The organism is Sphingomonas echinoides, from assembly GCF_029623395.1.
Lineage (GTDB): Bacteria > Pseudomonadota > Alphaproteobacteria > Sphingomonadales > Sphingomonadaceae > Sphingomonas > Sphingomonas echinoides_A.
Window position 1 is genome coordinate 133176 of the sequence record NZ_JAPYKK010000007.1, and the last position, 20611, is coordinate 153786.

Genomic DNA, 20611 nt, shown 5'->3' on the forward strand with positions numbered 1-20611 from the left:
ATATCTGTGGATGGCCCCGCTGGCGGCACTGGTGATCGGGTACCTGCTTGGTTCGATCCCGTTCGGTGTCCTGCTGACGCGGATGGCGGGTGCGGGCGACTTGCGACAGGTCGGATCGGGCAACATCGGCGCCACCAACGTGCTGCGCACGGGGCGCAAGGGGCTGGCGGCGGCGACGCTGTTCCTTGATGCCGCCAAGGGCTTCTTCGCGGTCTGGCTGGCTGATGCGTATCTCGGCGGGAACGGCGTGGTCGCTGCGGCGGCGGTCTTCCTCGGGCACCTTTATCCGGTGTGGCTCGGCTTTCGCGGGGGCAAGGGCGTGGCGACGCTGCTCGGCATCGTGCTCGCGTTGCATTGGCCGGTCGGCGTGGTGTTCGCCGCCGTGTGGATCGCGCTACTTGCCCTGGTGCGCATCTCCTCGCTGGCGGGGATGTGCGCGGCGGTCAGCGCGCCGTTGTCGGCGGCTTATTTCTCCAAGTTCGACATCGTATTGCTGCTGCTCGCGCTCGCCTTGCTCGTGTTGTGGAAGCATCGCAGCAATATCGATCGGCTGATCAGCGGCACCGAACCCCGCGTCGGCCAGAAAAGTGGCTGATCCGGACCGGAGCAGCGGCGACGCCATCGCGCGGCTCCGTCTGATCCGGACCGCACAGGTCGGCCCCGTCACCTACGCTCAGTTGATCGCGCGCTTCGGTTCGGCCGATGCCGCGATCGCCGCGCTTCCGCAGCTCGCCGCGCGCGGCGGGGGGAAGCCGCCCGCGGTTGCCCCGGTGGCGCTCGCCGAACGCGAACTGGCAACGGTGCGACGCCTCGGCGCGCGCCATCTCTTTCTCGGCCAGCCCGACTATCCGGCATTGCTGGCGGAACTCGACGATGCCCCGCCCGCGCTGATCGTCCGCGGCGACACCGGGTTGGTCGCGCGGACGCCGGTCGCGATGGTCGGCGCGCGCAACGCCTCGGCTGCAGCGTGCCGGTTCGCGCGCCAGCTGGCGGCGGAGCTCGGCCGCGAGCAGGTCGTCGTCGTGTCGGGACTGGCGCGCGGGGTCGATACCGCGGCGCATGTCGGGTCGATCGCGACGGGGACGATCGCGGTGATCGCAGGCGGGATCGACGTGGTTTATCCGCCCGAAAATGCAGCGTTGCAGGAGCAGATCGCAACCGAAGGCCTGCTGATCGCCGAGCAACCCCCGGGCACCGAACCCCGCGCACGGCACTTCCCGTACCGCAACCGCATCATCGCCGGGCTGGCGCTCGGGACGGTAGTGGTCGAAGCCGCGCCCCGATCCGGCTCGTTGATCACCGCACGGCTTGCCGGAGAGTTCGGGCGCGAGGTGATGGCGGTCCCCGGAAGCCCGCTCGATCCGCGCGCGCAGGGGTGCAACGGGCTGATCCGAGACGGCGCGACTCTGATACAATCGGCCGCGGACGTGCTGGAAACGATCCGGCCGATCGACGGGCGCATGGTAGAAAGCCCGAACAGCGCCTTCCGCGCACCGCCCCCGGAGGACGCCAGCGATGCGGACCGCCGCGCGATCATCGGCCTCCTCGGCCCGGTGCCTGTCGCGATCGACGAGCTGATTCGGCAATCGGGCGCATCGCCCGCGATCGTCCAGACCGTACTGCTCGAACTCGAACTCGCCGGGCGGTTGGAACGGCATGCGGGCGGGCGAGTGGCGCTGCTTTGACCGTCCCGACACTTGGCAAGTCGCCGACGCGGTCATACGTCCCGGTTACAGGTTGCTTGACGGCCACCGATCCGCCTCTCCATCCTCGCGCGTACACGTAAGGACGCAATAGACCCCCATGCAGCTTGTCATCGTCGAATCGCCCGCCAAGGCGAAGACCATCGAGAAATACCTCGGTTCGGATTACCGCGTGCTCGCGAGCTACGGCCACGTCCGCGACCTGCCGCCCAAGGACGGATCGGTGAACCCGGACGAGGGGTTCGCGATGGAGTGGGAGAATTACGCGGACAAGACCAAGCAGCTCAAGGCGATCACCGATCTCGCCAAGACCGCCGACCGCCTGATCCTCGCGACCGATCCGGATCGCGAGGGAGAGGCGATTTCGTGGCACGTTCAGGAAGTCCTGCGGAACCGCAAGGCGCTGCCCAAGGACGTCCAGCGCGTCACCTTCAACGCGATCACCAAGGCGACCGTCACCGATGCGATGAAGCATCCGCGCGAGCTCGATACCGATCTGATCGACGCCTATCGTGCGCGCCGTGCGCTCGATTACCTGGTTGGCTTCACGCTTTCGCCGGTGCTGTGGCGCAAACTGCCCGGCGCCAAGTCGGCGGGGCGCGTGCAGTCGGTCGCGCTGCGCCTCATCGTCAGCCGCGAGCGCGAGATCGAAGCGTTCCGGCCGCAGGAATATTGGTCGGTCATCGCCGACATGGAGCAGGACGGCACGCCGTTCCAGGCGCGGCTCGTCACCTTCGAGGGCAAGAAACTCGATCGCCTGTCGATCGGTGAGGAAGGCATGGCCAACCGCGCCAAGGCCGCGGTCGAAAGCGGACATTTCACGGTCCAGTCGGTCGAGGTGAAGCCCGCAACGCGCAATCCGCCGCCGCCCTTCACCACGTCGACGCTCCAGCAGGAAGCGTCGCGCAAGCTCGGCTTCTCGGCGGATCACACGATGCGGATCGCGCAGGGCCTCTATGAGGACGGCGCGATCACCTACATGCGGACCGACGGCGTGCAGATGGATTCGAGCGCGATCTCGGCCGCGCGCCATGCGGTCGCGAACCGCTACGATGCGAGCTATGTCCCCGACAAGCCACGCGTCTACCAGACCAAGGCGAAGAACGCGCAGGAAGCGCACGAAGCGATCCGCCCGACCGATTTCGGCAAGGACAAGGCCGGCGGTGGGGATCACGCGCGGCTGTACGACCTGATCTGGAAGCGTGCGCTCGCGAGCCAGATGGCGTCCGCGCGGATGGAGCGCACCACGGTCGAGATGGCGGATGGTACCGGCCACACCGCGCTCCGCGCGACCGGTCAGGTGATGCTGTTCCCGGGCTATCTCGCCTTGTACGAGGAAGGCTCGGACGACACGCAGGACGAAGACGCCAAGCGCCTGCCCCGCCTGCGCGAAGGCGATGCGCCCGCCAAGAAGGGCGTCACCGCCGAACAGCATTTCACCCAGCCGCCGCCGCGCTTTTCGGAAGCGTCGCTGGTCAAGCGTCTGGAGGAGCTCGGGATCGGGCGTCCGTCGACCTATGCGTCGATCATCAAGACGCTCAAGGACCGCGAGTACGTCCGGGTCGAAAAGAACCGCTTCTTCGCGGAGGAATCGGGGCGTCTGGTGACGGCGTTCCTCGAGCGCTTCTTCGAGAAATACGTGAGCTACGACTTCACCTCGGGGCTAGAGGACGAGCTCGACGAAGTCTCGGGCGGGCGTGCCGAATGGCAGGCGGTGCTCGAGGCGTTCTGGAAGGACTTCAAGCCGCGGACGACCGAGGTGATGGAGCAGAAGCCGTCCGAGGTGACCGCCGAGCTCGACAAGTTCCTCGCGCCCTATCTCTTCCCGCCGATGGCGGATGGCAGCGACCCGCGGCTGTGCCCGAATTGCGGCCAGGGGCAGCTTGCGCTGCGCGGCGGCAAGTTCGGCGCGTTCGTGGCGTGCTCCAATTACCCCGAGTGCAAATACACCCGCCGCTTCGGCCAGCCGGGTGCGGACGGCGAGGGTGTCGACACGGGGCCGGAAACGCTCGGCAACGATCCTGAGACCGGCCTGCCGGTCGAGCGCAAATCGGGGCGGTTCGGACCGTATATCCAGATCGGCGAGGGCGAGACGCGCAAGATGGCGTCGATCCCGAAGGATATCGGCGAGCTCGATCTGCAATGGGCGCTCAAATTGCTGTCGCTGCCGCGGACCATCGGCACGCATCCCGAAACCGGCGAACCGATCACGGCGGCGATCGGCCGTTATGGCCCGTATCTCAAGCACGCGGGCAAATATGCGCGGCTGACCTCGACCGACGACGTGTTCGAGACGGGGATGAACGCAGCGGTGGTGAAACTCGCCGAAGCCGCGGCGGGCGGCGGGCGTCCGCAGCGCGGCGCGCAGGCACCGCTCAAGGTGCTCGGCCTGCATCCGCGCAGCGAGGCCGAGATCAAGCTGATGGAGGGCCGCTACGGCGCGTACGTCACCGACGGCACGACCAATGCGACGCTGCCCAAGTCGATCGAGAAGGATGCGCTGACGCTCGAGGAAGCCGCGCAGCTGATCGACGCGCGTGCGGCGGCGGCACCGCCGACCAAGGGCAAGAAGAAGGCGGCGGCGAAGAAACCGGCGGCCAAGAAGGCTCCGGCGAAGAAGGTCGCGGCTAAGGCAACCGTCGATGCCGAAGCCCCGGCCAAGAAGGCGCCCGCCAAGAAACCCGCGGCCAAAAAACCCGCCGCGAAGAAGCCGGCTGCCAAGAAGGCCGCCGACTAGCGCCTAGGGCCTGGTTGGACCCGATCCCTTCCAACCCGTTCGCCCTGAGCGCAGTCGAAGGGCTCCTCACACCATTGGCTTAAGCCTGTGATGCGAGGGCTTCGACTACGCTCAGCCCGAACGGGTTACGGAAGCGCCCCTCAGGCGCCGACCAGCAGCCCTTCCCGCGCGATCTTGTCCTTCCACACCAGTGGTGCGAGCTGGTGGACGTTCGCGCCCGACGAATCCACCGCGACCGTCACCGGGAAATCGACCACCTCGAACTCGTAGATCGCCTCCATCCCGAGATCCTCGAACCCGACGACCTTCGAGCCCTTGATCGCGCGCGCGACGAGATACGCCGCGCCACCGACCGCCATCAGATACGCGCTCTTGCCCTCGGCGATCGCCTTGGTCGCATCGGGCCCGCGCTCGGCCTTGCCGACCATCGCGAGCAGGCCCTGCCCCAGCATCATCCGCGTGAACGAATCCATCCGCGTCGCGGTCGTAGGACCAGCCGGGCCAACCACCTCGTCGCCGACCGGATCGACCGGCCCGACATAATAAATCACTCGGCCCGCGAACGCGACCGGCAGCGGCTCGCCCTTGTCGAGCATGTCCTTGATCCGCTTGTGCGCGGCATCGCGGCCGGTCAGCATCTTGCCGTTGAGCAACAGCCGGTCGCCCTGCTTCCAACCCTGCACGTCGGCCGGGGTCAGCGTGTCGAGATTTACGCGGATCGCGGCCTGGTCGGGCACCCAGTGCACGTCGGGCCACTCATCGAGCTTGGGCGCTTCGAGATACGCCGGCCCGCTGCCGTCGAGCACGAAATGCGCGTGGCGCGTCGCGGCGCAATTGGGGATCATCGCGACCGGCTTGCCCGCGGCGTGGCACGGGGCGTCCATAATCTTGACGTCGAGGATGGTCGACAGCCCGCCCAGCCCCTGCGCGCCGATGCCGAGCGCGTTGACCTTGTCGAAAATCTCGATCCGCAACGCCTCGATGTCGGTCTTCGGCCCGCGCACCTTCAACGGCCCCATGTCGATCGGTTCCATCAGCGCCTGCTTGGCGAGCAGCATGCAATGCTCCGCGGTCCCGCCGATCCCGATCCCGAGCATCCCCGGCGGGCACCAGCCAGCCCCCATCTGCGGGAGCATCTCGAGCACCCAGTCGACGATCGAGTCGCTCGGGTTCATCATCTTGAACTTGGACTTGTTCTCGCTCCCGCCGCCCTTCGCCGCGACATCGACCGAGACGCGCGATCCCGGCACCAGCTCGACGTGGAGCACCGACGGCGTATTGTCCTTGGTGTTGCGCCGCGTGAAGGCGGGGTCGGCGAGGATCGACGCGCGCAGCTTGTTCTCGGGGTTGAGATACGCAAGCCGGACGCCTTCGTCGACGACCTGCTGGAGCGAGCGGCTGGTATCGTCGAGCCGGCAGTCCATCCCCCATTTGACGAAGACGTTGACGATCCCGGTATCCTGGCAGATCGGGCGATGACCCTCCGCGCACATCCGCGAGTTGGTCAGAATCTGCGCGATCGCGTCCTTGGCAGCGGGGCCCTGCTCGGCCTCATACGCCGCGCCCAGTGCGCGGATATAGTCCATCGGATGATAGAAACTGATGAACTGCAGCGCGTCGGCGACGCTTTCGATCAGATCGGCTTCACGGATAATCGTGGTCATGAGCGCTTCCCGTACTGGCGTTTGCCCTGCCTTATGCCGCGCGAGCGGCCGCGCCAAGTCGCGGACTTCGAACGACGGGTTCGTTAACCACCTCCTTCAAGGCAAAGTGTAAGGGTCGTGGGCTACGAATCGGTGCGATGCGTATCCGTACAACCCCTCTTCGCGCGCTCCGCGTCGCGTTCGTCGCGCTGTGGATCGATCTGTCCCCCAGCGCGCTCGCGTCGGAAGCGCATCGCGATGCGCTGCGTCGCCAGTTGCGGCTGCTCTCCGCGACTTGGCCCTTCGCGTTGGTGACGACGATCGTGGCGTCGTCGCTGCTGGCCTGGACCGCGTCGACCCTGCATGCGACCGGGGTGATGATCGCGGCGATCGTCGCCGGGCTGGTCCTCGCGATTTCGGGAATGCTGCTGATCGCGACGCTGCGACATACGACGTCGCGACGCTGGCAACCGCATGTCAAGATTCGCCTGGCGACCCTATCCGCCGCGCTCGGCGGCGCTTCGGTACTGGCGCTGCTGTTCGCGACCAGCCTGCTCCCGCCGGGGCCGGCGCGGATGGCGAATTACGTCATGACGTTCGCCACCATGATCGTGATGATCGTCGCATTGTATCCCGTGCGCGCGGCGTCGATCGGGTTTGGCGCTGGTTTGCTGGCGACGCTCGGCGTGCAGGACCGGTTCGGAATGGGATGGTGGATTGGCGTCGGCGTGCTGTTGATGCTGACCACCGTCGCCTACCGGCTTGTCCTGTTCGAACGCAGCACGGTCGCGCAGCGCGATCTCGACAATGCGCAGGGCCGGATGGCGACGCGGCTCGTCGCGGAATTCGAAACACATTCGAGCGGATGGTTCTGGCAGACCAATGCCGAAGGTGAGGTCACCTATCTGACCAGCAAGGTCGCGCTCGAACTCGACCTGCCCGATACCCCCGCGATCGGCGAGCCGCTGTCGCAGCTGTTCCGGATGGACGGCGCGCTGACCGAGACAGAGCGGACGATCGCGTTCCACCTCTCGTCGCGCACAGCGTTTTCTAACTATTCGGTCCGCCCGGTCAGTCGCGCCAAGCTCGAACGCTGGTGGTCGATGTCGGGCCGACCGATCTTCGACGAGGACGGCATCTTTCTCGGTTTCGTCGGCAGCGGCACCGACTTGACCGAACGCCGCCGTGCGGACGCCGAGATCACGCGGCTCGCCTTGTTCGACGGGCTGACCGGCCTCGCCAACCGCCAACGGTTGCGCCTCGCGCTCGACCAGATGCTGGCGCAGCCAGCGATGTCGCAGCGGATGATCAGCCTGTTCCTGCTCGACCTCGATCGCTTCAAGTCGGTCAACGACACGCTCGGCCACCAGATGGGCGATGCGTTGCTCAAGCAGGTCGCGCAGCGGTTGCAACGCGCGATCGGCGATGCGGGACTGGTCGGGCGGCTCGGCGGTGACGAATTCCAGGTGATCATGCCCGGCCATGCCGACCGCGACAAACTCGGCGAGCTCGCACGCCGGGTGATCTTCGACCTGTCGCAACCCTATTCGATCGAGGGCTCGGCGATCAGCATCGGCTGCTCGATCGGAGTCGCGGTCGCGCCGCAGGACGGCGCCGATTCGGAGACGCTGATCCGCAATGCCGATCTCGCGCTGTATGCCGCAAAGGGCGATGGCCGCGGGATCCATCGCTTCTTCCGCGACGAATTGCTGATCGGCGCGCAAAGCAAGAAGCAGCTGGAGGACGATCTGCGCCGGGCGCTGGTCGGCAACCAATTCTATCTCGCCTATCAGCCGGTGGTCGATACGCGCTCCGAACGGATCGTCGGGTATGAGGCGCTGCTGCGCTGGGAGCATCCGACCCGCGGGCTCGTCAGTCCGGCCGAATTCATCCCGGTGGCGGAGGATTGCGGCCTGATCGAAAGCATCGGCGAATGGGTACTGCGGACCGCGTGCAGCGAGGCGGCGGGCTGGCCCGGCGACGTGCGCGTCGCGGTCAACGTCTCGCCGATCCAGTTCGCCAATCCGGTCCTGCCCTCACTGGTCACCTCGGCGCTCGCAAAATCGGGAATCGCGCCGCATCGGCTCGAGCTGGAGATCACCGAAGGTGTCTTCCTCGACGAAAGCGCCGCGTCGGAACAGATGTTCAAGACGCTTAAAGGGTGCGGAGTGCGGCTCGCGCTCGATGATTTCGGGACGGGCTATTCGTCGCTCGGCTATCTGAAGAAAGCGCCGTTCGACAAGATCAAGATCGACCAGAGTTTCGTCAAGGGCGCGACCATCGCAGGCAATCGCAACGCCGCGATCATCCGCGCGATCGTCTCGCTGGCGGATGCGCTGGGCATGGATACGACTGCGGAAGGGGTCGAGAACCACGACGAGATCACGCTGATCCGCGATCTGGGGTGCAGCCATATCCAGGGCTACGTCTACGGCAAGCCGACCCGCGCGGCGGACGTCTTGCTGCAACTCGAGGTCGGTGGCGGAATGGCGACCGCAAGCGGCTACCAGATCACGCGCAACCCGCGCACCGCAATGCTGCGCAACGCCCGCATTGAGGCGGGCGCGGCGAGCGGGGACGTGCGGATCCGCAACATCTCGTCGACCGGCGTGATGATCGAAGGGATCGAAGTCGATGAAGCGTCGATCGATCTGGACGTGCTGATCGAGTTGATCGAGGACCAGATGTTCCCTGCCAAATTGCGCTGGGCTTCGGACGGGCGAGCCGGACTGGAATTCGCCGAGACGTTCAATCTCGAACGACTCACGCCGCCTGGCGTGCCCCAGGCAGCGCGCAAGGCGGGGTAATTCCGCGCCGCAGGCCATTTCCGCAACCGATACGACCAAAGGCCGCGCGATGGAATCGCGCGGCCCGTTCGGTCACTTGGCTGCGGTTGCGGTCGTCGGCGCGACGGCAGGCGCGGTCGGGGTCGTTCCGCCAGCGGTCGTTGCGGCGGGCGCTACAACCGGCGGCGGCGGCGGGGCGCCATTCTGCCCGTCAGGACCATCGGGACCCTCCGGTCCACCGGGACCATCCGGTCCCCCGCGTCCGTGCGGGCCACGCGGGCCGCCGGGACCACCGGGGCCGCCGCGCGGCGGCATCGGGCGAAGTGCGGTCACCTTGCCGTCTGCGCCGACCAAAAACGACGCGTGAAGCATGTTGCGGTCGAAACGCCCTTGAACGCTGACCGTCTGGCCAACGCCGATCAGGCTGGTCCCATCGACCTGCCGTCCGCCTTCTACCAGCGTACGCCCGCTGCCATCGGCCAGGATGAACATCGGTCCATAGACTTCAGCGACCTTGCCGCGCACCGTGACGACGCTGCCGGTATCGGTCAGCGACCGGATCGCGACGGGCTTGATCGGTGCCATTTCGACAGAGGGCGTCGTCATCTGCGCGACGGTCGCACCGCCGCCGACGCCGACGGCCAGCAAAGCCGCTGCGATCAGGGCACCCCGCGGCGAGATCTTGCGGCGCGATGTGGTGGTGGTGTCTTCAATCATCGGTAAACTCCTTGGGTTGGTGTCCAGCCTTCTACCGAGTCGTCCCACCGGCCCACTGAACCTTGCGGTTCAGTTTGGGTTTAGACCCGCAAGCTAGCCGGATCCCCGAAGCTAGCCAGATCTTGTCGCGGCATCCTGTCGCGCCACCGCCTACGAAAGAGCCGCCTTATGCGTATCCTGCTGGTCGAGGACGACGCCGCGCTGGCAGAGGCCACCGCCAAGGCGCTCCGCGCGGAGCATTTCGCGGTCGATATCGCGGAGAATGGCGAGGACGGCGCGCATCTCGGCGATACCGAAACCTATGACGCGGCGGTGCTCGATCTGGGGCTGCCGCGCAAATCGGGGATTACCGTGCTCGAGGAATGGCGTGCCGCCGGGCGCGCGCTGCCGGTGCTGATCCTCACCGCGCGCGATGGCTGGTCCGAAAAGGTCGCGGGGTTTCGCGCGGGCGCGGACGATTACCTGACCAAGCCGTTCCGAATCGAGGAACTCGTCATGCGGCTGCGCGCGTTGGTGCGACGCTCGGCGGGGCATGCCGCGGCGCGGATCGTGTGTGGTCCGATCGCGTTCGACGCGCAGACCGGGCAGGTCGAGCGTGACGGGCTCCCGCTCCGCCTCACCGCACTCGAATGGCGTGTGCTCTCGACGCTGATGCTGCGCAAGGGTGTGGTGGTCGAACGGCTCGACCTGATGGAGCATATCTACGAAGGCGACGCGGACCCCGATTCGAACTCGCTCGAGGTGATCGTCGGACGGCTGCGCAAGAAGATCGGCGCGGACCTGATCGAGACGGTCCGCGGGCGCGGCTATCGGATCGTGGCGGCGTGAGCGCGACGTTTAGTTCCCCCGACTGCCGTCATGTCGCCGCCGCCCGGTGGCAAGCATGACCCTCCTGCCCCGCTCACTCTACGGGCGCCTGCTCGTCACCGCGCTTGTCGCAACACTCGCGGCGCTCGCCTTTGCCGCGCTGACGATCGGCGCGGTGCTCGACCGGTTCGTGATGCAAGGGCTGGACGACCGGCTCGATTCGCAGATCGCCATCCTTGAACAGGCGGTGCGCCCGGACGGCAGCATCGACCGCGATCGCCTGATCCTCGCCGCGCCTTATGCCGACCCGGCAAGCGGCTGGGGCTGGCGGATCGATGCGGCGGGGAAGACGATCGCCTCTCCCGCCGCCCCGAACGTCGATGCGATGCGCGCGCCGTGGACAGCGCTTCCCCCGTCCCTCCCCGAACCGCCACCGGGAGACGGCCCGGACGCGCCACGCCGGCACGGTCGCCCTAACGATCATACCCGTGCGCTCGACTGGCGCGACCAGCACGGGTCGCGGCACGCGCGCAGCCTGCTGCTCGCCACGCCCGCCGGTCAGGTCCGCATCACGGCCTCTGCGCCGCGCGCGATCGTCGAACGACCGCTGCGCGCCGCGATGGCGCCACTGCTCGGGTCGTTGCTGCTGCTTGGCGTAGCGCTCGGCATCGCGACGCTGGTGCAGTTGCGCGTCGGGCTTGCTCCGCTTGGTCGGATGCGGACCGCCCTCGCGGCGGTGCGCGGTGGGCGGGCAACCACGATTCCCGCGGACCAACCGCGCGAGCTCTCCCCGCTCGCCGCCGAGATCAACGCGCTGCTGGAGGAGAATGCCGCCGCGCTCGCCAATGCGCGCGGGCATGTCGCCAATCTCGCGCACGGGCTCAAGACCCCGCTCGCGACGCTCGCGCTCACGGTCCGCCCGCTCGATTCGGACGGGTCGCTCGCGGCACAGATCGCCCGGATCGATCAGGCGGTGCGGCACCACCTCGGCCGCGCCCGCGCCGCGACCCCGGGTGCGGCCGCGCGGGTTGCGACCCCGCTCGCCCCGGTCGTCGCGGATCTGGCGGCGGCGCTTGCGCGGATCCATGCCGAACGCGCAATCACCGCCGAAGTCGCGATCGACCCCGCGCTCGCGGTGGCGGTCGACCGGCAGGATCTCGACGAGCTGGTCGGCAATCTACTCGACAACGCATGGCGCTGGGCAACGAATCGCATCGTGGTGACAGCAAACCGGTCGCAAGGTGACCGATTCGCCACGCTGACGATCGCGGACGACGGCCCCGGCATCCCCGAAACGACCCGCGCCGCGGCGTTGTCCGCGGGGCAGAGGCTCGACGAACGCGGCGACGGCCACGGCTTCGGCCTGTCGATCGCAGCCGAGCTCGCAACCCTGTATGGCGGCACGCTGACACTCGACACGGCGACGATCGGCGGGCTAGCGGTGCGCATCACGCTTCCCGTGGCGGCCGACGGCGCCGGTTGACCGCGCGGCGTGAAATAAATGTCACGTTCCCGGTTCGGTCTCTTGCCTTTCTGCAACGCCAGCTTTGACCGCGCGTCGCTCCTCCCACGGCATCGCAAAGAGTCGCCAACGGACGAGTTTTAGCGACGAGCCGAGTCCCCGAAATGTCATTTACCGTCTTGCGTGATGGACGGGATCGGCACAATCTGTAGGGGTAAGGTTCGGGGGCGAACCCAACAACTGGTAGAACGAAGCGTACGACCTTATATCGTACAGGAGACCCGACCGGCATCGCGGATGCGGCAGTGGTCAGTTTTTGTTCTCACCGATCGCCCCTGAAATGCTAACGAGGGGGCTCGTCCCCCGAGTCGAACGAAGATCGAACGGATCGGGAACGAATATCGTGTCCGATTCCGGTACTTCGAGATGTCATCAGGGGCGAGACAATGGATTTTCGGGATACCGAGGAAGTGAAGACGGATATGGCAACCGACATGATCGAGGCGCTCGCAGCAAGCGTTCAGGCGCCACAGGCAGCTGCCCAGGACACTGATCGCAACGGCGCAGATCGCAAGCTCGCGGCGCGCGGCGATTCCAAGGAAGTCCACGTGCAGCTGTACCCGGTCGAAGTCGACCATTCGCGAGATGCGCTGCTGACCGATTTCGGCAAGGAAACGCTGCGCGACCGCTACCTGCTCCCGGGCGAGACGTTCCAGGACCTGTTCGTCCGCGTGGCCTCGGCCTATGCCGACAACGAAGCGCATGCGCAGCGGCTCTACGGCTATATTTCGCGCCTGTGGTTCATGCCCGCGACGCCGGTGTTGTCGAACGGCGGTACCGGGCGCGGCCTGCCGATCTCGTGCTTCCTCAACTCGGTCCCCGACAGCCTCGGCGGGATCGTGGATACGTGGAACGAGAATGTCTGGCTCGCGTCGCGCGGCGGCGGGATCGGCACCTATTGGGGCAACGTCCGCGGGATCGGCGAGCCGGTCGGCCTCAACGGCAAGACCTCGGGGATCATCCCGTTCGTCCGCGTGATGGATTCGCTGACGCTTGCGATCAGCCAGGGCTCGCTGCGGCGTGGCTCGGCGGCCTGCTATCTCGACGTGTCGCATCCCGAGATCGAGGAATTCCTCGAGATCCGCAAACCCTCGGGCGATTTCAACCGCAAGGCGCTCAACCTCCACCACGGCGTGCTGATCACCGACGCGTTCATGGAAGCGGTCCGCGAGGGCAGCGAATGGACGCTGGTGAGCCCCAAGGACGGCTCTGCCCGCGCTACCGTCGATGCGCGCTCGCTGTTCCAGAAGCTGGTCGAGACGCGGCTTGCCACCGGCGAGCCGTACATCGTCTTCGCGGATCACGTGAACAAGGGCATGCCGCGCCACCACCGCGAGCTCGGGCTCAAGGTGTCGACGTCCAACCTGTGCAGCGAGATCACGCTGCCGACCGGCACCGACCATCTCGGCAACGAGCGCACCGCGGTGTGCTGTCTGTCGTCGCTCAACCTCGAGACGTGGGACCAGTGGAAGGACGACAAGGGCTTCATCGAGGACGTCATGCGCTTCCTCGACAACGTCCTGCAGGACTTCATCGACCGCGCCGAACCCGGCATGGAGCGCGCCGCTTATTCGGCGATGCGCGAGCGGTCGGTCGGTCTCGGCGTGATGGGCTATCACTCGTTCCTCCAGGCGCGCGGTCTGGCGTTCGAGGGCGCGATGGCGAAGTCGTGGAACCTCCGTATGTTCAAGCACATCAAGGCGCAGGTCGACGAAGCGTCGATGCACCTCGCGGTCGAGCGTGGGCCCTGCCCCGACGCGGCGGATCGTGGCGTGATGGAGCGGTTCAGCTGCAAGATGGCGATCGCGCCGACCGCGTCGATCAGCATCATCTGCGGCGGCACCTCGGCGTGCATCGAGCCGATCCCCGCGAACATCTACACCCACAAGACGCTCAGCGGCTCGTTCTCGATCAAGAATCCGTATCTCGAAAAGCTGCTGGTCGCCAAGTCGAAGAATTCGGATGCGATCTGGAACTCGATCCTCGAACAGGGCGGGTCGGTCCAGCATCTCGAGTTCCTCGACGTCGAGGAAAAGGATTGCTTCAAGACCAGCTTCGAGATCGACCAGCGCTGGCTGCTCGAGCTCCAGGCGGACCGCACGCCCTATATCGACCAGTCGACCTCGCTCAACCTGTTCATCCCGGCCGACGTCGAGAAGTGGGACTTGCTGATGCTCCACTTCCGCGCGTGGGAATTGGGAATCAAGTCGCTTTATTACCTGCGCTCCAAGTCGGTGCAGCGCGCCGGTTTCGCGGGCGGGGTCGAGAACGACAACACGATCGAGAAGCCGCAATACGAATTCGAGACCACCGATTACGACGAGTGTCTCGCCTGCCAGTGATGCGATAGCGGGGGTGTCGGGTGGCACCTTTCCCGGACCGGATCGGTCGCGCCCCCGACAACCTACAGTCTCGAATAGGTAAAAGCCGCCGTGCCCGACGTTCAGATCCTCACGATGCAAGACGGGTGGCGCGATCTCGCGCGATCCGTTACGCGTCGACAACGATCGGTTGGGCCGCGATGGACATACCGATCCTCCGCTTGCGGTGCGCGCGACGCGTCCCGTACGGCGGCTCTACTTTTGCACTGTACCGGCCCCTCGCGGTCGGGTCTGCAACGACGCGCGTATCCTGTTGTCGGCACGACACCAACCATACGCCCGTTGCCCGGTCCGTTCACGACGGCCCTCGTGCCGGCGAGACCGAGGGGGCCCACCATGTCCGCTACGACCGCTTATGATGGCTATGAGGCCTGGAAAGGCTGGAGCGAGGATCAGTTCATGACCCTCGACCAGACGGACCGCGCGTATTTCGACCTCGAGATGCGCGGCGTTCCGGTGACCGGCGAGCACGTCCTCGAAATCGGGTTCGGCAACGGCAGCTTCCTTGCCTGGGCGAAGGCGCAGGGCGCCTTGCTGTGCGGAACAGAATTGTCGGAGCAGGGCCAGGCCTCCGCCGCGAACCGTGGCGTTGAGGTCCTGCCGGTCGACCTTGCGCAGTCAGTAGCGACACATCGCGCGCGCTTCGGCGTGATCGCGGCGTTCGACGTGTTCGAACATCTCTCGTTCGACGCGATCCGCACGATGCTCGATCAGATCGGCGCGTTGCTTCGCCCCGGCGGTCATTGCGTGGTCCGCTTTCCCAATGGGCAAGGCCTTTTGTCCGGGCTGTACCAGGCGGGGGATTATACGCATGTCTCGACGCTGTCGGCGTCCATCATGACGCAATTCGTCCACGGCACAGTCCTAGACATCGTCCGTGCCGACAGCAGCGCGATCCCCGATCGCGGCCTCGCCTGGAAAGCACGCAGCCTGCTACGTCGTGGGTTCGAGGCACTGTTGTGCCGGTTGTACGGCTTTCGCGCGCCGCTCGGCCCCAACCTCACCGTGGTCCTTCGCAAAAAAGAGGGCGCCGCATGAGCGACGCCCTCTCCTGTATCGGTCACGGCGCGCAGGGCGCTCCGGATGCCGGATTACTTTTCTTCTTCGAACGTCACCGCGACGTCGGCGTTCGCGCTGAGGCGGACCTTGCCGTCCTCGATGTCCGCGACCAGGCCGAGCGAGATGTAATGGTGATGCCCTTCGTGGCTGGTCGTGCCTTCCTTGACCTGCGCACCCGAGTCCTTCTTGGTCAGCTTGATCCGGCCGCCCTCGACATGGTCGACCGTGCCGACATGGACGCCGTCTGCGCCGATGACTTCGGCATGTTCTTGAATCTGCGATGCGTCGACCATGATGGTAGCTCCTGTGGTGTGATTGCGGGTCTCCAACGCATGCCTGCGGGAATCGATGCACGGCGGGTGCTGCAGTGACCCTGTCGATCGGCATCATGTTCGCGGTTGCGGCGCTGTTCACGCTAATTGGCGCGGGGCTTCTCCTTGCCCTGCTGCGGCCAGCGAGCGAGGCCCGCGTTTACGCGTTTCGAATGATGGGAATTATGGCGATGTCCTTGGGCGTAGTGCTACTGATGTCGGCGACTGCCATGCTGCGCTGGAGTGTAACCCCTTGACCGACACGCTTATTCAGCCGCAAACGCCAGGGCTTGCGGCCACTGCCGCCAATCCCGAACACCGCAAGATCGCAGCCTATCCTGTATTCGACTGGTTGCGTTTCATCCTCGCGTCGATCGTTGTGCTGGTCCATGCGGGCTTCCGGTTTCCGGGGCCGATCGACGGCAGTCTCGCGGTCGGCGTTTTCCTCGCGCTCAGCGGATGGCTGATCGGCGGCATCCTGCTCCAGACCGAATGGGCAGAGCTTCCGCGCTTCTTCTACAACCGCGCGACCAGAATCTGGTGCCCGTATTTTGCGACGATGATCCTGCTCTACGCGACGGCGGCGGCGGCGCACGGAATCGACACCAACTGGCTCAAGTATCTGTTCTACGACGCGACGTTCACCCATATCACTTGGACGGTCTTCCCGCGCGCGCTGGGGGAGATGCCGCTCAAGGGCACCGGAAATCACTTCTGGAGCATCTCGGTCGAAGAGCAGTTCTACCTGTTTGCGCCGCTGCTGATGCTCGTGTGGCAATGGGGCAAGCAGCTTTGGACGTGGGTGATCGTCGCTGCGTTGCTGCTCGCCGTGCAATCGGTATTCGCGCCAATCGCGCTCGGCGTCCTCGCGGCAGTCGTTAATCGTGATTATGGTACGAACGCAGCAGGTGTGGCATGGAACGCGACCTATCGGGGTCCAATGATTGCGGCGATCGCGGCTGTCATTCTCTTCATCGCCGCGGCGTATTTCCCGGTGCATCAGGTCCGGGCGCTCCTGGCGGTGGCCGTGGTTCTCGCGGCCGCGGTTCCGGGCAAACGCCCGCCGCTCGGCGTGTTCGTCGGGGCGATCTCCTATCCGCTCTACCTCAATCACTGGATGGGGGTTTACGTGGTCAACGCGATTGCGCACCGAGTCGGCACCCCTTCGGTTGGCATCCTGCACGCGCTCGACTATCTTGCGGCCATCCCGATCGCGATCGTCGCCTGGTTCCTGATCGACCGGCAAGTGATGACGTATCGCAATGGTTGGTACACGCGCCAGCGCGGCCAATGGCTGGGCGCAACCGCCTATGCCTTGCTCGCGATTGGCTTGACCGGCGGATTTCTCATTCAGCGGGCGGGCGGCTGATGCCGCTGTCCCGTGCCGTTTTTCCTTTCAAATACAGCGTTCCGGAGTAGCCCCCATGTCCCTCACCGAAGCCCGCAAGCAGTATAAGCCGTTCGAATACCCCTGGGCGTTCGATTTCTGGAAGCGCCAGCAGCAGATCCACTGGATGCCCGAGGAAGTGCCGTTGGGCGAGGATTGCCGCGACTGGGCGCAGAAGCTCAGCGACCATGAGCGCAACCTGCTCACGCAGATCTTCCGCTTCTTCACCCAGGCGGACGTCGAGGTGCAGGATTGCTATCACGAGAAGTACGGCCGCATCTTCAAGCCGACCGAGATCAAGATGATGCTGGCGGCGTTCAGCAACATGGAGACGGTGCATATCGCCGCCTACAGCCATCTGCTCGACACGATCGGCATGCCCGAGAGCGAGTATGGCGCCTTCCTCGAATATAGCGAGATGAAGGACAAGCACGATTACCTGCAGACGTTCGGCGTCGATTCGGACGAGGACATCGCCAAGACGCTCGCGATGTTCGGCGGCTTCACCGAAGGGTTGCAGCTGTTCGCGTCGTTCGCGATGCTGATGAACTTCCCGCGCTTCAACAAGATGAAGGGCATGGGGCAGATCGTCACCTGGTCGATCCGCGACGAATCGCTGCATTGCGAGGGCATCATCAAGCTGTTCCACGCCTTCTGCGCGGAGCGGAACTGCCTCACCAAGTCGGTGCGCGACGACATTGCCGACATGTGTCAGCACACCGTCCGGCTCGAGGACAATTTCATCGACCTCGCGTTCGAAATGGGCCCGGTCAACGGCATGACGCCCAAGGAAATCAAGAAGTACATCCGCTACATTGCCGACTGGCGGCTGGGGCAGTTGGGCATGAAGCCGATCTACATGATCGACGAACATCCGCTGCCGTGGCTCGCACCGATGCTCAACGGGGTCGAGCACGCCAACTTCTTCGAACAGCGCGCGACGGAATATTCGAAGGCAGCGACGCGCGGCAACTGGAACGAGGTGTGGGACGGGTTCGACAAGCGCCAGAAGGCCAAGGCCGGCCCATCGGGCATGGTGTTCGCGAACGAGGACTCGGACGCGGTGGACATGTTCTCGCGGGCTGGAGTTGCGGCGGAGTAAGTCGCGCCGGGCGCGGGATTAGCGCAAGCTAATCCCCGCCTCCAGGCAGACGCTAGCGATGCTCAGCCGCGTCGCTGCCGATCGCTGCGCCGAGGTAGCAAGCGCATGGCATGACTATTTCCCCGAAGGGGACCGAAGTCGGCTTCGACGCAGATTAGATGTGGTTCGAGCTCGATGACGACCGCACGCTCGGCATGCCGCTCGCCTGGTTTCCGCAGCTGTTCGGTGCCAGCCCGGCCGATCTCGGCACGGTCCAGATCAGCCAGCACGGCCTGCATTGGGAAACGCTCGACGAAGACATTGCCATCGCCGGCCTGCTCGCCGGCAGGGGCGACCGGGCAATGTTCCCAAAAACTGGGCTGCTTGACGCTCCCAAATGACACGCTGCCCGTTGCGGCAAGTTTCATTGCATCAAAGCCGCAAACCGGGGCGAAGACATGCCCCCCTTCAGCGCCGCGATCGCCCCAGCAGCCCCCTCACGCCACGCGCTCCAAAAAATCTGAAACATAGCGCGTCCACTGCGCCCGGCTATATTCCCCACCGGCGCGAACCGCATCGACCGAAGCCAGCGCATGCGCCGCGTCAGGATCCTCGTGGATCGCCAGGATCGCTTCCTGGAGCCGCTCCGTGTCCCCGGCGGGAACAAGCACGGTCCCCGCGAAATCCTCCGTATATTCCGCGGTTCCGCGCGACACGCTCGTGATGATCGGCAGGCCAAGCAGGCGGGCGCTGACGATCGTGATATGCCCGCAGCAGGTTTCCGGCCCGAGCAGCGGCACCAGCAGCATCTCCGCCCCCGCCGCCAGCGCCCAGCATTCCGAGAGCGGCACGTTGTAGCGCACGGTCATGTTGGACGGGACATCGACCAGCGCGGGATGGGGGCGGGCGATGACGAGGAAGGCGACCTCTGGCAAGGCGCGTGCCGTCGCGACGAGCGTCCTGAAATCACGCCCTTCCCCGCCGATCGCGACCACATAGGGACGCTCCGGCAAGACCGCATCGGCGGCGAGCACCGGCCGGTCCTGTGTCCAGGTCACGGGCTGAAAGCGCGCGCGATCGATCCCGAAGGCGCTCGCATACATATCCGCTTCGAACTGCGTATAGACGCAGAATTGATCGACCCGCGCGAAGCGCTCCGCCATCTTGCTCCGCTCCGCCTGTGCGGGCAGGTCGGTGAAATTGAACGCGAAGGCCAGATGCGGCGGCAGTTTCTTCCCGCCGTGCGCGGCGACTGCATTGGTCATGCGCGGCATGTGCGAGATAATCGCGGCAGAACCTCGTGCGGCATATACGGCCTCGAAAGCCGCGCGATATCGGGAGATCCGCGGACGCTGGATCTTGTGTTCCAGCATATTACGCGGAAGCCCCGAGAACCGTCGCCACAGAACCGTACGATCCTCCAGGGCCGACAAGTCGATGAAGGGGTCATCAACCGAATTCAATTCGGATACGTTCACGACGACAAGCGGCTTCATTCAACACCCCCCCAGGCAGCTGGTCTGATCAATCCGGCCAAGTCACGGGATTCCGTGACGATGACCGATCCGATTCCAACCTCTCCTGCAGGAGATTCAGATCTCCTTTTTATACCAGGATACTGGAGGCTTACTTACTCAATCTTGATAGCATAGTTTGCATTTTCAAGAAACAACACAATGACTCATCCCAGTCACTGTAGGGTTACGTACAATATCACTCAGAGACATTGTATTATAAAGACTTACAAAGCGATCCTGCAATCAATCGCTGGATCGTATCCCCCCGCCCAAGTTTACCGCAGCCAGGACAGGACGAACGGCCGCCCGGGCGCGCCGGCCCCATTCGGCGCTGCGACATGGATGTCCTGCCGATGGAACTGCCGATACAGCACCACGCTCAGCACCGCGGCGTAAAAGCACCACACCGAGGCGAAGGCATAGCCCTTCACCAGATGTACCACCGTCAGCCCGATCACGTTGAGCACGCCATATCCCCGCACCACGCGGTGGGTCGACAGCAGCAGCGCGCCGCACGTTGCCAGGATATACAGCAGCGACACCCACAGCCGGCTCGTCACCGGGTTGCTATAGGCGATCGAATGCTGGTCGATGACGGCGCAAGTCGGTGCGATCACCAGCCCCGCCATGTCCCATACGAACACCAATGCGCCGACGCCGGTCAACCCGACGATCACGCGGCGCCGCCACCCTCGTGGCTCCATCAGCGCGACCGCGGTCGGCATCAGCAGCGGCAGGATCCCGATCGCATAAAACGTGAACAGGAACACGCTGTGATCGACCGCATAGCGCCCGAGCCGCCCCTCCAGCGACAGCCACACGAGTCCTTCCGAAAACTGGTGAAACGCGAACAGCAACGGCACGCTGGCGAACAACAGGGCACGCGGTTCGCGCACGTGCCGCAGCGTCGCAACGCCGATCGTGGCGAGGACAGCGGCGGCGGTAAAGCTGGCGGTGGCG

General features: G+C 65.4%; 17 protein-coding genes. 12 read left to right on the plus strand and 5 right to left on the minus strand.

Features of this window, described 5'->3' with window-relative positions; translation table 11 throughout:
• The first annotated feature begins 10 nt into the window (after positions 1–10).
• From plsY to topA, 3 genes are all read left to right on the plus strand, one after another.
• Positions 11–595 (plus strand): glycerol-3-phosphate 1-O-acyltransferase PlsY, encoded by a 585-nt coding sequence (gene plsY / locus QBJ92_RS06580; protein WP_431358374.1) that lies wholly within the window; start codon positions 11–13, stop codon positions 593–595.
• A complete protein-coding gene (gene dprA, locus QBJ92_RS06585; RefSeq protein ID WP_277968890.1) occupies positions 588–1685 on the plus strand; it encodes a DNA-processing protein DprA in 1098 nt (365 codons plus the stop codon). Before plsY ends, dprA begins: the two co-directional genes overlap by 8 nt.
• Positions 1686–1803: 118 nt before the next feature.
• A complete protein-coding gene (gene topA / locus QBJ92_RS06590) occupies positions 1804–4440 on the plus strand; it encodes a type I DNA topoisomerase (protein ID WP_277968891.1) in 2637 nt (878 codons plus the stop codon).
• A 140-nt stretch (positions 4441–4580) separates the two neighbouring features.
• Here topA and QBJ92_RS06595 read toward each other — a convergent pair whose 3' ends face one another.
• On the minus strand, positions 4581–6104 hold the full coding sequence (locus QBJ92_RS06595; RefSeq protein ID WP_277968892.1) for a fumarate hydratase: 1524 nt from the start codon (positions 6102–6104) through the stop codon (positions 4581–4583).
• A gap of 137 nt (positions 6105–6241) precedes the next feature.
• On the opposite strand from QBJ92_RS06595, the gene QBJ92_RS06600 reads away from it, so the two are divergent.
• On the plus strand, positions 6242–8890 hold the full coding sequence (locus tag QBJ92_RS06600; RefSeq protein ID WP_277968893.1) for a putative bifunctional diguanylate cyclase/phosphodiesterase: 2649 nt from the start codon (positions 6242–6244) through the stop codon (positions 8888–8890).
• A gap of 72 nt (positions 8891–8962) precedes the next feature.
• Here QBJ92_RS06600 and QBJ92_RS06605 read toward each other — a convergent pair whose 3' ends face one another.
• Positions 8963–9586 (minus strand): hypothetical protein, encoded by a 624-nt coding sequence (locus QBJ92_RS06605; protein ID WP_277968894.1) that lies wholly within the window; start codon positions 9584–9586, stop codon positions 8963–8965.
• Between the two features lie 168 nt (positions 9587–9754).
• Between QBJ92_RS06605 and QBJ92_RS06610 the strand changes: the two genes are divergently transcribed.
• The 4 genes from QBJ92_RS06610 to QBJ92_RS06625 all read left to right on the plus strand — a co-directional run bounded on the left by QBJ92_RS06610 (position 9755) and on the right by QBJ92_RS06625 (position 15334).
• Complete coding sequence (locus QBJ92_RS06610) at positions 9755–10414, plus strand: response regulator (RefSeq protein ID WP_277968895.1); 660 nt, start codon at positions 9755–9757, stop codon at positions 10412–10414.
• Positions 10415–10469: 55 nt separating this feature from the next.
• Positions 10470–11876: a sensor histidine kinase gene (locus QBJ92_RS06615; protein ID WP_277968896.1), complete on the plus strand. Its 1407-nt coding sequence runs from the start codon at positions 10470–10472 to the stop codon at positions 11874–11876.
• A gap of 425 nt (positions 11877–12301) precedes the next feature.
• Positions 12302–14257, plus strand: coding sequence for a ribonucleoside-diphosphate reductase subunit alpha (locus QBJ92_RS06620; RefSeq protein WP_277968897.1), 1956 nt, complete (start codon positions 12302–12304; stop codon positions 14255–14257).
• Positions 14258–14632: 375 nt separating this feature from the next.
• Positions 14633–15334, plus strand: coding sequence for a class I SAM-dependent methyltransferase (locus tag QBJ92_RS06625; RefSeq protein ID WP_277968898.1), 702 nt, complete (start codon positions 14633–14635; stop codon positions 15332–15334).
• Positions 15335–15387: 53 nt separating this feature from the next.
• Here the strand turns inward: QBJ92_RS06625 and QBJ92_RS06630 are convergent, their stop codons facing one another.
• Positions 15388–15648, minus strand: a complete 261-nt coding sequence (locus QBJ92_RS06630; RefSeq protein WP_277968899.1) for a DUF2171 domain-containing protein — start codon at positions 15646–15648, stop codon at positions 15388–15390.
• A 74-nt stretch (positions 15649–15722) separates the two neighbouring features.
• On the opposite strand from QBJ92_RS06630, the gene QBJ92_RS06635 reads away from it, so the two are divergent.
• The 4 genes from QBJ92_RS06635 (at position 15723) to QBJ92_RS06650 (ending at position 18535) form a co-directional block, all read left to right on the plus strand.
• Positions 15723–15923 carry a hypothetical protein gene (locus QBJ92_RS06635; RefSeq protein ID WP_277968900.1) on the plus strand — a complete coding sequence of 67 codons (201 nt, stop codon included), beginning with the start codon at positions 15723–15725 and terminating at the stop codon, positions 15921–15923.
• Positions 15920–17035, plus strand: a complete 1116-nt coding sequence (locus QBJ92_RS06640; RefSeq protein ID WP_277968901.1) for an acyltransferase family protein — start codon at positions 15920–15922, stop codon at positions 17033–17035. Before QBJ92_RS06635 ends, QBJ92_RS06640 begins: the two co-directional genes overlap by 4 nt.
• A gap of 55 nt (positions 17036–17090) precedes the next feature.
• The gene (locus tag QBJ92_RS06645; RefSeq protein WP_277968902.1) at positions 17091–18155 is read left to right on the plus strand and encodes a ribonucleotide-diphosphate reductase subunit beta; all 1065 of its coding nucleotides are present in this window, start codon (positions 17091–17093) and stop codon (positions 18153–18155) included.
• A 158-nt stretch (positions 18156–18313) separates the two neighbouring features.
• On the plus strand, positions 18314–18535 hold the full coding sequence (locus QBJ92_RS06650) for a DUF2442 domain-containing protein (protein WP_277968903.1): 222 nt from the start codon (positions 18314–18316) through the stop codon (positions 18533–18535).
• Positions 18536–18631: 96 nt separating this feature from the next.
• Here QBJ92_RS06650 and QBJ92_RS06655 read toward each other — a convergent pair whose 3' ends face one another.
• Both QBJ92_RS06655 and QBJ92_RS06660 read right to left on the minus strand, forming a co-directional pair.
• Positions 18632–19630, minus strand: a complete 999-nt coding sequence (locus QBJ92_RS06655) for a hypothetical protein (protein WP_277968904.1) — start codon at positions 19628–19630, stop codon at positions 18632–18634.
• Positions 19631–19926: 296 nt separating this feature from the next.
• Positions 19927–20611, minus strand: a 685-nt coding sequence (locus QBJ92_RS06660; protein ID WP_277968905.1) for a DUF6629 family protein, incomplete at its 5' end; no start/stop codon positions are given.